The organism is Actinosynnema sp. NPDC004786, assembly GCF_053601135.1.
The window spans coordinates 16,405-30,366 of the sequence record NZ_JBSGBG010000031.1 but is presented as its reverse complement, the minus strand read 5'-3'; the positions used below and the strand labels follow the sequence as shown (position 1 = coordinate 30,366).

Sequence of the window (13,962 nt, the reverse complement as noted above, 5' to 3'; positions counted from 1 at the left end):
GCGCGCATGACGACCCCACCCCGGCACCGGCCGACGGCCACCAAGACCCGATCACCGCGTCAGGGCGAAGCAGAGAGCCTGGTTCATGGTTGACAAAGACAACATCGAGTCCATCTCCGGTCTGGCCGCGATGCAGAAGGGCATGCTCCTCAGCCATGCCGTGGACGCCGGCTCGGACGCGTACGTGGAGCAGTTCGACTTCGTGATCACGGGCGAGGTGGACGCGGGGCACCTGCGCGCGGCGCTCGCGGGCGCGTCCCGGACCTACAGCGTGCTGCGCACGATCTTCTCCTACCGCAACACCGACGAGCCGTACCAGATCGTGCTCAAGGAGTGGGCGCCGTCGCTGGACGTCCGCGACTACCGCGACCGGCCCGACCTCGACCGCGACGTGGAGGAGTTCAAGGTCGCCGACCGCGCCAAGGGGTTCGACCTCAGCGCGGACGTGCTGCTGCGGGCCACCCTGATCCGGGTCGCGGACCGGCGCTGGCGGCTCGTGTTCACCTTCCACCACATCATCCTGGACGGCTGGTCGCTCGGCCCGCTGTTCGCGACGATGATGGGCTACTACGACGAGCTGACCCGGACCGGGACCTTCCAGCCGCGGCACGAGGCGCTGCCGTACCGGGACTACATCGCCTGGTACGAGCGGCAGCGCGGCGAGGACGCCCGGCGGTACTGGGAGGAGGTGCTGGACGGCTACGAGACCGAGGCCGTGCTCCCCTCCGACCCCCGCCCCGGCGGCTACCGCGGCGCCACCCACCGGTTCACCCTGCCGGACGAGCTGCACGAGGGCCTGAAGCGGTTCGCGCGGGACGCCGGGGTGACGCAGAGCGCCGTCTTCCAGGCCGCCTGGGGCGTCGTGCTGCAGAAGTTCAACTACGCCGACGACGTGGTCTTCGGCAGCGTGGTGTCCGGGCGCGGCACCGAGCTGGGCGGCATCGGCGAGGCGGTCGGGCTGTTCGCGAACACCCAGCCGGTCCGCGTGACGACCGGGCCGGACCGGACGTTCGCCGACCTGTGCCGCGACGTGCGGGACTCGTACCTGCGCTCCAGCGCCTTCGAGCACTACGCGCTGCACGAGATCCAGGCCGTCACCGCGCTGAAGAACAAGCTCCTCAACCACGTCGTCGCGTTCGAGAACTACCCGCTGTCCGAGCAGCTGCGCGACTTCGGCGGCGACGAGGGCGACGGGCTCGCGTTCGAGGGCGTCGAGGTCTTCGAGCGGACGAGCTACGACCTGCACATCGTGGTCAACCCCGGCCGCGACTTCGCGATCACGTTCGCCTACAACGAGAACCACTACGCGCCGGACCTGGTCCGGGCGCTGGAGACCTGCCTCGTGCGGGTCTTCGCGGCGGCGGTCGCCGACGGGCAGGTCCGGGTCGGCGACATCGCGCTGTGGGACGCCGAGGAGGACGCCCCGGCGGCACAGGCGTCCCCGTCGTCCCTGTTGGACTCGTCCGTGGTGGACGTGTTCGCCGACGTCGTGGCGGCCCACGGCGACAAGACCGCGTTGGTGTGGCGGGGCCACGAGTACAGCTACGCGGAACTCGACCGCTGGTCCGACGCCGTCGCCTGGCAGCTCAAGGAGCGCGGCGTCGTGCCGGGCACGGCGGTCGGCGTGCTGGTGGACCGCCGCCCGGAGCTGATCGCGGCGATCCTCGGGCTGCTGAAGAACGGCAACTTCTACGTGCCGATCGACACCAAGGACGCCAAGCCCCGGGTCGGGTACGTCGTCGCCGACGCGGGCGTGGAGCACCTGTGCACGGTCGCGGAGCACGCCGACAAGGCCCCGGCGTCGGCCAGGGTGCTGCTGGTGTCGAAGCCCTCGGGCGACGTGCCGCCGTTCCCGCGCCTGCGCAACCTGAACGGCGCCACCGCGTACCTCATGTACACGTCGGGGTCCACCGGGAACCCCAAGGGCTGCCGGATCACCCACCGCAACATCCTGCGCCTGGTGACCGACCAGGAGTTCTTCGACTTCGGCGAGCGCCACGTCGTCATGTTCACCGGCTCGCCCGCGTTCGACGCCAGCACGTTCGAGATCTGGGGGACGATGCTGTTCGGCGCGACCCTGGTGCTGGCCGACGAGCTGGACGTGCTCGACGGCGACCTCATGCGCGACACGATCAAGCGCAACCAGGTGACGGCGATGTGGCTCACGTCGCCGCTGTTCAACCAGCTCTGCGCCTACGACCCGGCGATCTTCGACCGGCTGGAGCACCTGCTGGTGGGCGGCAGCGCGCTCTCGGTCCAGCACCTGGTCAAGGTTCGCGCGGCGTGCCCGGACCTGAGGATCACCAACGGCTACGGCCCCACCGAGAACACGACGTTCTCCACGACGCACGAGATCCGCCCCGAGGACCTGCGCCGCGAGCGGATCCCGATCGGGCGCCCGCTGGCGCACTCGTCGGCCCACGTCCTGGACCGGGGCCTGAACCTCGTGCCGCCCGGCGCGATCGGCGAGCTGTGCGTGGGCGGCGACGGCGTGTCGACCGGCTACCACAACCGGCCGGACCTCGACCTGACCAGCTTCGTCACGGTGCCCGCGCTGCCCGGCCGGCGGCTCTACCGCACCGGCGACCTGGTCCGCGAGCTGCCCGACGGCACGCTGGACTACCTCGGCCGCGCCGACGACCAGGTCAAGATCAGCGGCTTCCGGGTCGAGCTGGGCGAGGTCGAGAGCGTGCTGCGGTCGCTCGACCGGGTCGAGGACGCGGCCGTGATCTGCGTCGACGTGGACGGCGAGAAGAGCCTGCGCGGCTACTACGTGGCCGCCGAGCGGATCGCGCCCGACGTCGTCCGCCAGGCCATGGCGAAGAAGGTCGCGCCGTACATGGTGCCCGCGGGGCTCGTGCAGCTCGACCGGATCCCGCTGAACAAGAGCGGCAAGGTGGACCGGACCCGGCTCGCGGGGATCCGGCCCGAGCCGGAGGCCCGCCGCGAGGTGCCCGACCTCGGCCCCGTGTCCGACGTCGCGCGCGTCATCTTCGACATCGTGGCCGACCTCGTCCCCGTCGAGGCCATCGACGTCAACCGCAACTTCTTCGACCTCGGCATCAACTCGCTCAACCTGCTGACGATCAACAACCGGCTGCGCAAGGTGCTGGACCGGAACGTGCCGCTGGTGCAGCTGTTCCAGCACACGTCCATCGCCTCGCTCGCCGCCTACCTCGACGGCACGACCGACGCCGAGGACACCGCGGTCGACGCCGACGAGACCGAACCCGGGGACTCGTTCGACGAGCAGGAGGAGGAGCGCGCCTTCAGCGCGACCGCGCTGCTGCGGGAGATCGCGGACGAGATCGCCGAGGAACTCGCCGCCGAGCTGGAAGAGGAGCTCTGACCATGCCGGACAACAAGGCCGTCAAGCGCCGGGAGACCGGGCTGGAGATCGCCGTCATCGGCATGGCCGGCCGGTTCCCGCAGGCCGAGGACATCGACCGGTTCTGGGCCAACCTGGTCGAGGGCGTGGACGCCATTTCCCGCTTCACCGACGACGAGCTGCTCGACATGGGGGTGGCCAAGGCGACGCTGGAGGACGAGAAGTACGTCCGGGCCAAGGGCGTGTTCCCCAACCTCGAGTACTTCGACGCGGAGTTCTTCAACTACGCCCCGGCCGACGCGACGCTGCTCGACCCCCAGGTCCGGGCCCTGCACGAGGAGGTCTTCCACGCGCTGGAGGACGCTGGCTACTCGGCGGAGGGTCGGCCCGAGGCCATCGGCCTCTTCCTCGGCGCGACGAACAACCTGGCCTGGGAGACGCACACCCTGACCAGGCACATCCTGGAGTCCGGGCTGACGTTCACCGGCATGCAGCTCAACGACAAGGACTTCGCCGCCACCCGGATCGCCTACGCCCTCGACCTCAAGGGCCCGGCGCTCACCCTGCACACCGCGTGCTCGACGTCGCTGGTCGCCATCGACATGGCGTGCCGCAACCTGTGGACCGGCGCGTGCCAGATCGCGCTGGCGGGCGGCAGCGGGCTCACGCTGCCGCACAAGAACGGGTACCGCTACCAGGAGAACATGATCCACTCGCCGGACGGCACCTGCCGCCCGTTCGACCGGGACGCGGGCGGCACGGTCGAGGGCAACGGCGTCGGCGTGGTGGTGCTCAAGCGGCTGGAGACCGCGCTGCGCGACGGCGACCACGTCTACGCGGTGATCAAGGGCTCGGCGGTCAACAACGACGGCAACCGCAAGGTCGGCTACACCGCGCCGAGCATCGAGGGCCAGGCCGAGGTCATCCGCAAGGCGTACCGCGTCGCCAACGTGCCCACCGCCGAGGTGTCCTACGTGGAGACCCACGGCACCGGCACCGCGCTCGGCGACCCGATCGAGATCGAGGCGCTGCGCAAGGCGTTCGGCGCGGGGCGGCCCGGCTCGACCGGTCTCGGCTCGCTCAAGGCGAGCATCGGCCACCTCGACACCGGCGCGGGCGTCGCCTCGCTGATCAAGACGTGCAAGATCCTGGAACAGCGGACCGTGCCGCAGAGCCTGCACTTCGCGGAGCTGAACCCGAACATCGACCTCGACGGCAGCCCGTTCTACGTCGTGGCCGAGAAGCAGGAGCTGCGGCCCAAGCGGTCGGAGGCCGACGAGGTGCTGCCGCTGCGCGCGGGCGTCAGCTCGTTCGGCATCGGCGGCAGCAACGCCCACGTGGTGCTGGAGGAAGCGCCCCCGGCCCGGCCCGCCTCGACCAAGGGCCGGGCGTACAACACGTTCGTCGTGTCGGCCACGTCCGAGGACGCGATCCGCCGCATCAAGCGGAACTTCGTGGACCACTTGGCCGCGCACCCGGACGTGGACGGCTCGGACCTGGCCTGGACGCTGCAGAACCGGCAACGCCGCCTGGCCTACCGCTACGCGGTCGAGTTCGCCGACGCCGCGCAGCTCCGCGAGCGGCTCCAGGAGTCCCTGGACGCCGACGAGCCGGTCGCCCGGGTGCCGAAGAACACGCGCGGCGACGTCTACTTCCTGTTCAGCGGCCTGGGCGCGCAGCACCTGCGCATGGCCCGCGACCTCTACGAGAAGGAACCGGCGTTCCGGGCGCACCTGGACGAGTGCTTCACCATCGCCACCGCGCTGGGCAGCGAGGTGCCCCGCGAGGTCTTCTTCGGCGACTCCGCGGAGGCCGAGAAGCAGCTGAACAACATCGAGACGACGCAGGTCCTGCTGTTCATGCTGGAGACCTCGATGGCGCGCACGCTGATCGGGTGGGGCCTCAAGCCGAAGGGCATGGTCGGGCACAGCACCGGCGAGCTGGCCGCGGCGTGCGTGGCGGGCGTGTTCTCGCTGGAGGACGGCATCCGCCTCGTCCAGGCGCGCGGCAGCCTGATGGACACCACCGTCGAGGGCGCGTTGACCTCCGTGCGCGCGCCGGAGGACGTGGTGCGCTCCCTGCTGAACGACGAGCTGGCCATCGCCGCCGTGAACGGCCCGGAGGACTGCACGGTCTCCGGCACCCCGGCGGCCATCGCCGAGCTGGAGCGGCAGTGCGCCGAGCGGGAGCTGAAGTTCGCGCACATCGAGGCGGACCACGCCTACCACTCGCAGTACATGGACTCCATGCTCGGCCGGTTCCGCGAGGTGCTGGACCGGGTGGAGCTGCACCAGCCGAAGATCCCGTACCTGTCGAACGTGACCGGCACGTGGATCACCGCCGCGCAGGCCACCGACCGGGACTACTACTGCTCGCACGCGCGCGAGACGGTCCGGTTCAAGGACGGCGTCGAGGCGATCCTGGAGCGCGGCGGCACCCTGTTCGTGGAGGTCGGGCCGGGCAAGTCGCTGTCGTCGTTCGTGCGCGCCATCGGCCGCGACGCCGACGTGACCACGGTGAACGTGCTGCGGCACCGGATGGAGGAGATCGGCGACGACGAGCACCTGGCGCGCGCGATCCGCAAGCTGTGGGAGAACGGCGTCGCGCTGGACTGGAAGGCGTTCCACCGGGGCCGCGAGCCGCGCAAGGTCAAGCTGCCGCTGTACCCGTTCGAGAAGGTCGAGTACCCGGTCGACATCGAGGAGTTCCAGCGGCTGCTGGACGGCCCGGCCGACGGCGGCACGCGCGTCGTCGCCGCCCGGCCCGCCCGGCAGGTCGTCGCGGCCCCCGTCGCCGCGACGCCGGCGGGCGCCTCCCGGCTGACCTGGTCGCCGTCCATGCGCCCGTCCTCGACCGGCAAGGAGCAACCGAAGGTCCTGATCGCGCTCACCGACGACCGCCACGCGCTCAAGCGCGTGCTGGACGAGGTGCCGCACTGGCGGACGCTCTACGTCACGTCCGGCCCGGAGTACCGGTTCGACCGGCAGTCCGGCGCGGTCGTCCGCCCGGACCACGCGGGTGACCTCCGGCGGCTCCTGGACGACCTGGAGCGGCACGCGCTCGCGGGCGACACGCTGGTGGTGGACCGCGCGGACTACGCGTCGGCGGTGGCGACCCTGCGCGGCCTCTGCGCGGCCGTCCCCGCCATGCGGGAGCGGTGCGTGACCGACGTCGTGGTGCTGGACAACGGGGGCTTCCTGGGCAAGCGCGGCGACTTCCTGCCGCTGCTCGTGGGTCTCAACCACGAGCACCCGGCGTTCCGGGTGCGGGCCGTCCGGTGCGACTCGGCGCTCGGCGACCGGCGCGGCGGCGCGGTGTGGCGCGAGTGCCTGCGCACCGAGCTGGAGGCGCACCGGCCCGACGACGTGGCGGTCCGCTACGAGCAGGGCGCGCGGCTCGTGCCGAGGATGGTGCCGCTGGACGGCGGCGACCCGGCCGCGGGCCGGGCCGTGCGGACGGTGGTGCTGAGCCGCCGGCACGACGTCGAGGACGTGGTGCGCGACCTGGCGGGCGCACACCCCGCCCGGTCGTTCGACGTGCTGCCGTTCGACGTGGGCGCGGACGGCCCCGCACCGCGGGTCGGCGCGGTGGACGAGCGCGTCACCGTGCTGCCCGCGGTCACCGGGTCGACGTGGGAGGGGTTGGCGGCCAAGCTGTCGACCGGGCTGCACGTCCCGCGCGGCGCGGACGAGGTCGTGCTGTGGGACACGCCCGCCCGGGACGGCGAGGACGGCGGGCTCGACCGGCGTGGGCTCCTGCGCCTGCTCGCCGACCTGGGCCGCGAGCGGCGCATCCCGTGCCACGTGCTGTCCCGGCCGGGGCTGGACCGGGGCGGGTGGGACAGCGCCGTCACGGCCTGGTTCGCCGACAACGAGCGCGGGCACGCGGGCCTCACCCGGCTCTACGCGTTCGGGGCCGTGCACGAGGGCGACCGGTCGGTGCTGGACCTGCTGCCCCGGCTGCGCGAGGCCGGCATCGCCACGGCCTACCACGGGCTCGACCCGCTGCGGGCGCAGGCGGCCGCCAAGGTGGTCGACGCCGAGGCCGACGCCGAGCGGGGCGACGAGCGGCAGGCGATCGCCGCCGTGATCGAGCGCGAGATCCGCACCCTGCTCGGCTTCAGCGAGATCAGCGACCGGGCCGACATCTTCGACATCGGCCTGGACTCGGTGAAGCTGGTGCAGTTCACCAACGCCCTGGAGAAGAACGGCTACAAGGTCCTCGCGAACGAGGTCTACAACCACCCGACGGTCGCCGGGCTCGCCGCGCACATCGAGCGGACCGTGCGACGGGGGGTGTCGGACGACCTGTCCTTCGACAGCCTCGCGGCCCTGCTGGAACAACGCCTCGGCACGCCGTGCGCGTTCCGCGAGGTGAAGTCGGGGCGGGACGAGGACACCCTCGTCGTGCTTTTCGTGGAGGGTCTGGACGACGCGCTGAGGAAAAGAGTTGTCCGGGAGTTCAACGAACTCCGGGTGCCCGCCGAATTCCTGCCGCACTACGTTGTCCCGGGCGGTGGGGAGGAACTCGGGATGGCGTTGGACTTCGCGGCGCTGAAGGCCGCCGCGGGCCTGCCCTCCTACGCCGGCGGCTATTCGGCGGTCTTCGAGGAGATCGACCGCCGGCAGGAGGAGCTGCGCCGGTCCATCGGGGCGCGGCCGGTGAAGTGGACGTACCCGATCAGCGCGATGCAGAAGCAGCACTTCGAGACCGAGTCGCGCCTGCAGCTCTACCTGATCCAGTTCCGCGAGCTGGTCGACGTCGACCTGCTCCGGCAGGCGCTGTGCGACGTGATCGGGCGGCACGGGCTCATGCGCAGCTTCCTGACCCGGTCGCTCGGCCGCCTGCGGTGGAAGGAGTTCGAGGCGCCCGAGACCATCGCCCTGCCGCGGCTCGACATGTCGGGCCTGGAACCGCACGAGCAGGAGGAGCTGCGGGCGGAGCTGGTCAAGCGCGAGTGGAACATGGACTTCAAGGTCGTCGACAAGCCGATGTACCAGGTCGTCCTGATCAAGTACAACGACCGCTCGCACGACCTGCTCTTCCAGTTCGACCACTCGATCTTCGACGCGGCGTCCGGCCAGCTGTTCCGGGGCGACCTGCTCAAGCGCTACGAGGAGCTGGCGGCCGGCACCAGCCGGGCGATGCCGATCGCCAAGAGCTACCGGCACCTGCAGGACCAGATCGCCAAGGGCCCGGTCGGCATCACCTCGGACGAGTTGATCGAGAAGTTCGACCTCGTCGAGTACGTCCGGTATGCGAAGATCATCCAGGAGAAATCCGCCCGGTTCGCGAACAGCCGGATCCGGGACGTCCGCTACTCCGTCGACCTGGACCGGCTCCGGGGCGCCGACGGCCAGGAGGTCGACTTGTTCTACCTGGTCGTGCACCTCTACGCCCGGGTCGTCGCGCGCCTGCTCGGCATCGACAAGGTCGCGCTGATCATGCTGTTCCAGTCGCGGGTGTTCGAGGACAAGGACTACTCCGAGGTGATGGGGATGGTCCTCGGCAGCCTCCCGGTGCTCGTGCCGGGGGAGCGGGACACGGTGCGGGAGTTGGACGGGATCATCCCGGACAAGGTCCGCATGATGAACAAGAACAACGTCAGCTTCCTGAACCTGGTCCAGAACGTCCGGTCGATCGTCAAGCACCGGAAAGTCCTCTCGGTGATGGGCAAGACGCTCCGGCCGACGTGCCTGTTGAACTTCGTCGGAAATGTCGAGGACGAATACGACGCGATCTGGGACATGACGCTCGCTCAACTGACCGACGACCAGAGCAAGTTGGACTACGCGGACTGCTACGGTGTGTCGAAAGTCGGCAACGGGCGGCTGGACCTGCTCATCCTGAGCAAGTGGGTCGAGGACCCGGACGACCTCGTCCGAATTCTGGATGACGAAGTCGCGTATCTGACCGGGCGCGTGGACGCCGGGCACTGATTATCGGAGGAGGTTGACCATGGCTGTGATCGAGCTGGACCACGTCACGAAATCGTATAAATCGAGGGGTCGTCGGACGCTCGCCAACGACGACGTGAGCCTGCACGTCGCGGAGGGCGAGGTGTTCGGCCTGTTCGGCCACAACGGCGCGGGCAAGACGACGATCGTGAACCAGTTGCTGGGGCTGCTGAAGCCCGACTCGGGTTCGATCGTCATCGACGGCCAGGACGTCGTGAAGAACCGGAACCTGGGGCGCTACCTGTGCTCGGTGCAGCCCCAGTCCAAGACGCCGCTCGGCGAGCTGACGCCGCGGTCGGTCACCCGCGTCATGGGCCAGCTCCGCGGGGTCGGCCCCGAGGAGGTGGACCGGCGCACCACCGAGCTGTTCGAGAAGCTCGACATCATGCAGTGGGCGGACGTGCAGGGCACCAAGCTCTCCGGCGGCGTCCTGCGCCTCACCGGGTTCTGCATGGCCGCGGTCGCCCCCGGCCGCGCGGTGATCCTGGACGAGCCGACCAACGACGTGGACCCGGTCCGGCGGCGCTACCTGTGGAGCGCGATCCGCGACCTCACGCACGACGGCACCGCCGTCGTCGTGGTCACCCACAGCATCCGCGAGGCGGAGAACACGGTCGACACCATGGCCGTGCTCAACGAGGGCAAGGTCGTCAAGCAGGGCAACGCGCGCCAGATCAGGGCGGAGGCGGCCGGCAACCGGATGAAGCTGGAAGCCGTCGCCAAGGCGACCGAGGACCGGTTCGACAAGCCGGCGTGGGGCGAGGACCTCAAGGTCGCCAACGCGGAGCTGACCCTCACGTTCGAGCGCGAACTCGCCTCCGAGGCTTTGAAGTGGGCCGCCGAGCAGCGCGACCGCGGCCTGCTCGCGGAGTACTCCCTCACCGAGATCACCCTCGAAGACATGTACATCGAACTCGTCGGCAACAGGGGAGCGGTCGAAGGTGTCCAGCGGTAGCAAGCTCAAGTACGTGATCGAACTCCAGGCCCGCAAGCAGGGCAGCTACCTGGTCGTCTTCTCGATCATCATGGTCGTCATCGCGCTCGGCGTGGCGATCGGCTTCTCGTACCTGATGTCGTCGCCGGAGGGCGGCGGCATGCTGTACCTCGCCACCGGCGCGCCGACGATCGTGCTGATCATGACCGCGCTGGTGACCGTGCCGATGCAGAACGCGGGCGCGAAGATGACCGGCTACCTCGACTTCGTGAAGTCGCTGCCGGTGAGCCGCAAGCTGTTCCTGATCGCCGACGTCGGCATCTGGGCCATGGTGACCGTCCCGGCCATCGCGATCTCGGTCTTCGTCGCGCACCTGATCTTCGAGCCCGGCTACGCGATCTCGTGGACGATCATCCCCGCGTTCGTGCTCATGGTGCTGTCCTGCTTCGCCATCGGGTACGGCTACTCGTTCGTCATCCCGGCCGAACCCGCGATGGCGCTGTCGCAGCTCATCGCGTTCGTGTCGCTGATGTTCTCGCCGATCAACTTCCCGATCGACCGGCTGCCCGGCTGGGTGCAGGCGGTGCACGAGGTGCTGCCGATCTACCACATGGCCGAGGTGATGCGGGCGTCGTTGGCGCACACGACGTTCGAGGCGCAGCCCATCAGCTACATCATCCTCGGCGCGTGGACGGTCGTCGGGTTCTTCGGGGCCGTGCGGTTCCTCGAACGGGCGTGACCCGCGCCCGGACCGGGTGTTGGTCGGCGGCACGGCCACGCGGACGGCGGACGTGGCCGTGTCGTCGTCAGGGCGACCTGGGTGATCCGGTCCACCGCCGGAGACTGGACAGGAGAGGTTGTTCGTGAGCGTCGTGGAAAAGCTCCCGCTCGTGTGCTTCCCGCACGCGGGCGCGGGGATGCTGTACTACAGCAAGTGGAAGTTCGCGTTCGGCGACGGCATCGACGTGCGGATCGCCCGGTACCCGTTGCGGGAGCAGCGGACCACCACGCCCATGCCGGCGTCGCTGCCCCTGCTCGCCCGCGACATCTTCACCGAGATGGTCGACTCGTTCCGGGGCACGTTCGCCATCTGGGGCCACAGCATGGGCAGCGTGATCGGCTACGAGGTCGCCAAGCTCTGCCAGGAGCGCCTGGACAACCCGCCGCTGGTGTTCTTCAGCTCCGGGTCGGCCGCGCCGTGCGACAGCACGTTCAAGGCGGTGGCCGACCTCGACACGCCGGAGGGGTTGAAGCAGGTGCTGCGCGACTACGGCGGGTTGAGCGAGGAGAACCTGGCCGACGCGGACTTCATGAGCTACTTCGCCCCGATCATCGCGGCGGACCTGCGGCTGCTGGGCGGCTACCGGGACACGGCCTTCGAGCCGCTGCGGTGCCCGATCGTGCTGATGGAGGGCCGGGACGACCGGGTCGTCACGGACCAGTGGCAGCGCTACACCGAGCACCCCGTCACGACCACCGAGTTCGACGGGGGGCACTTCTTCGTGGAGGAGCGCAGGCCGGAGATGGCCGCGCTGATGGAGTCGAAGATCCAGCTGCTCTGGCAGCGGAAGGCGGCCTCGGCCAGGTGACGCGGTCCGGGGCGGCGGTGCGCGTCAGGCGTCGTCGTCCCCTGCGCGCCGGTCCGCGAGGGCCGAGGCGACCAGGGCCACCGCCGGGTCGGGGTCGTCGGCCAGTCGGCGCACGGCCTCGCGCGCGGCGGTCCCCGGCAGCTCGACCAACGCCTGGATGAGGCGGATCCGCACCGCGGGCTCGGCGTGCGCGGCGAGCGCGTCCACCAGCGCGGCCGTGACCCGGTCCGCGCACCCGCGGTCCCGGCACAGCGCGGCCAGGGCCTCCGCCGCGTCGACGTCGTTCCTCCCGCGCACGACCATGTCGACGAGGGCCGGCACGGCCGCGGTCACCCCACGTCCGCCCAGCGCCAGGGCCGCGTGCCCGCGCACCGCCGGGTCCGGGTCGGCCAGCGCCTCCACGAGCACCGCGGTCCCCGCCGGCCCCTCGGCCATCTCGGCGATCGCCACCACCGCCCGCCGCCGGACGTCCACGTCCGCCGAGCGCAGCCCGGCGGCCAACGCCGGCCCGCCGTCACCGCCCGACCGGGCGAGCGCCCAGCGCAGCGCGCCCGCGACGTTGGGGTCCTCCTCGGCCAGGACCGCCTCGGCCAGCACCTCCGCGGGCACCGCGCCGCCCTCCGGTCGGGCGAGGGCCGCCTGCTGGCGGCGCGCGGCGCTGGTCGAGGTCAAGCCCTGGAGCAGTTCGACGGTGCGCAGCACGTCCGGCCACCCGGTGGGCGCGGACGCGTCGATCGCGCGGAGCCGTTCGAGCAGCTCCCGGTCCCGCGCCAAGCGCTCCTCCACCCACCGGATGAGGTCGCCGACCAGGGCGGACGGCGTGAACCCCGGATCTTCGAGGGCGCGGCCGACCTGCTTGAGCGAGAGCCCGAGCGACCGCAGGCTCTCCACGTGGAAGATCCGGCGGATGTCCTCGGGGGAGTACTCGCGGTAACCGCCGACGGTCCGCCCGGTCGGCCGCACCAGCCCGAGCGCGTCGTAGTGCCGCAGCATCCGCGTGCTCACGCCCGAGCGACGGGCCACCTCGCCGATCAGCACCCTCGGTCACCGCCCTCCACAGCCCCGCCACCACGCCCGCGCCGTCGCGCCCCGGCCGCCTACGCGCCCCGGCCACCCTCCGCCGCCCGGCCATCCTCTCCGACCGGGCCGCTCCCGGCCGCCCGACCGGCCTCCGCCACGTCGCCCTCGGCCGCCCGACCGACCTCCGGCTGGCCGCTCCCGGCCGCCGATTCGTCCTCGCCCGATCCGGTGTTCTGCGCCGACCCGGTGTTGTGTGCCGTCCCGGCGCTCTCGGCCGCCCGACCGGCCTCCGCCGGCCGGCCGCCCTCCGCCGCCTGACCGAACTCGGTCGCCGCGCTGCCTTCTGCTGCGCCGCCCTCCGCGTGGCCGCCCTCCGCGTGGCTGGCCTCCGCGGGGCTGCCCTCGGCCGGGCTGCCCTCGGCCGGGCTGCCCTCGGCCGCGCCGGCGTCATCGCCCGACCCGCCGGCGGCGGACGGGCCGAGGGCGACGATCCGCTGCGCCTCGGCGATAGCCGCGTCGAAGCCGGTCTCCGGATCCCGCCGCAGCAACTCGGTGGCCCGCGCGTGCGCCGCCACCTCCGCGTCACGGCTCCCCGCCGCCCGCGCCAGCACCGGCTCGACCACGTCCCCCAGGTCGACCAGCGCCCGGCTCAGGCTCAGCCGCACGTCGCGCCCACCGCGGCCGAGTTGCGTGACCAGCTCGTCGGCCAGGGCCGACCGTCCCTCCTCCGGCACGAGCGCCACCGCGACGCGCCACGCGGTCCGCGCCACGTCGTCGTCCGCGTCCCGCAGCATCCCGCGCGTGATCCACGCCCACGCCCGCCGATCACCGATCTTGGACAACGTGTGCAGCGCCTGGCCGCGTGCCCGCGCCCCCTCGGCGTCCAGCTCACGCCGCAGCCGGGGCAGCACCAGCTCCGGCGGCAGGCGGGTCAGCGCCCAGGACAGCATGTCCCGGACGAAGAAGTCCGGCTCGACCGCGCACCGCCGCACGAGCGGGTCCAGCAGCACCGGGTCGGGGTGCGAGCCGGCCGCCAGGGCCGCCCGGAGCCGGACCGACGCGTCGGCCGCGCCCAGGGCCGCGGCCACCGGGTGCGGTGTCGTGTTCGTCGTGGTCATGGCAACCACCTCCCGA

The 13,962-nt window shown here is 71.4% G+C and carries 7 protein-coding genes; 5 read left to right on the top strand and 2 right to left on the bottom strand.

Annotation, left to right across the window (positions count from 1 at the left end; genetic code table 11):
• Positions 1–85: 85 nt before the first annotated feature.
• The 5 genes from ACWEFJ_RS25315 to ACWEFJ_RS25295 all read left to right on the top strand — a co-directional run bounded on the left by ACWEFJ_RS25315 (position 86) and on the right by ACWEFJ_RS25295 (position 11,808).
• Positions 86–3,349, top strand: a complete 3,264-nt coding sequence (locus ACWEFJ_RS25315; RefSeq protein WP_449715268.1) for a non-ribosomal peptide synthetase — start codon at positions 86–88, stop codon at positions 3,347–3,349.
• 2 nt (positions 3,350–3,351) lie between these two features.
• A complete protein-coding gene (locus tag ACWEFJ_RS25310) occupies positions 3,352–9,267 on the top strand; it encodes a beta-ketoacyl synthase N-terminal-like domain-containing protein (RefSeq protein WP_449715267.1) in 5,916 nt (1,971 codons plus the stop codon).
• 19 nt (positions 9,268–9,286) lie between these two features.
• A complete protein-coding gene (locus ACWEFJ_RS25305; RefSeq protein ID WP_378086756.1) occupies positions 9,287–10,240 on the top strand; it encodes an ABC transporter ATP-binding protein in 954 nt (317 codons plus the stop codon).
• On the top strand, positions 10,227–10,958 hold the full coding sequence (locus ACWEFJ_RS25300; RefSeq protein WP_378086758.1) for an ABC transporter permease: 732 nt from the start codon (positions 10,227–10,229) through the stop codon (positions 10,956–10,958). Before ACWEFJ_RS25305 ends, ACWEFJ_RS25300 begins: the two co-directional genes overlap by 14 nt.
• A gap of 124 nt (positions 10,959–11,082) precedes the next feature.
• Entirely contained in the window at positions 11,083–11,808 is a 726-nt protein-coding gene (locus ACWEFJ_RS25295; RefSeq protein ID WP_378086760.1) for a thioesterase II family protein, read from the top strand.
• Between the two features lie 24 nt (positions 11,809–11,832).
• Here ACWEFJ_RS25295 and ACWEFJ_RS25290 read toward each other — a convergent pair whose 3' ends face one another.
• The gene (locus tag ACWEFJ_RS25290) at positions 11,833–12,846 is read right to left on the bottom strand and encodes a HEAT repeat domain-containing protein (protein ID WP_449715266.1); all 1,014 of its coding nucleotides are present in this window, start codon (positions 12,844–12,846) and stop codon (positions 11,833–11,835) included.
• Between the two features lie 59 nt (positions 12,847–12,905).
• Positions 12,906–13,946 (bottom strand): hypothetical protein, encoded by a 1,041-nt coding sequence (locus ACWEFJ_RS25285; RefSeq protein WP_449715265.1) that lies wholly within the window; start codon positions 13,944–13,946, stop codon positions 12,906–12,908.
• Between the last annotated feature and the right edge of the window lie 16 nt (positions 13,947–13,962).

Excerpts from the sequence above, each read along its gene's own strand:
- ACWEFJ_RS25315 (WP_449715268.1), top strand. The coding sequence starts at position 86 with ATGGTTGACAAAGACAACATCGAGTCCATCTCCGGTCTGGCCGCGATG.
- ACWEFJ_RS25310 (WP_449715267.1), top strand. The coding sequence starts at position 3,352 with ATGCCGGACAACAAGGCCGTCAAGCGCCGGGAGACCGGGCTGGAGATC.
- ACWEFJ_RS25305 (WP_378086756.1), top strand. The coding sequence starts at position 9,287 with ATGGCTGTGATCGAGCTGGACCACGTCACGAAATCGTATAAATCGAGG.
- ACWEFJ_RS25285 (WP_449715265.1), bottom strand. The coding sequence starts at position 13,946 with ATGACCACGACGAACACGACACCGCACCCGGTGGCCGCGGCCCTGGGC.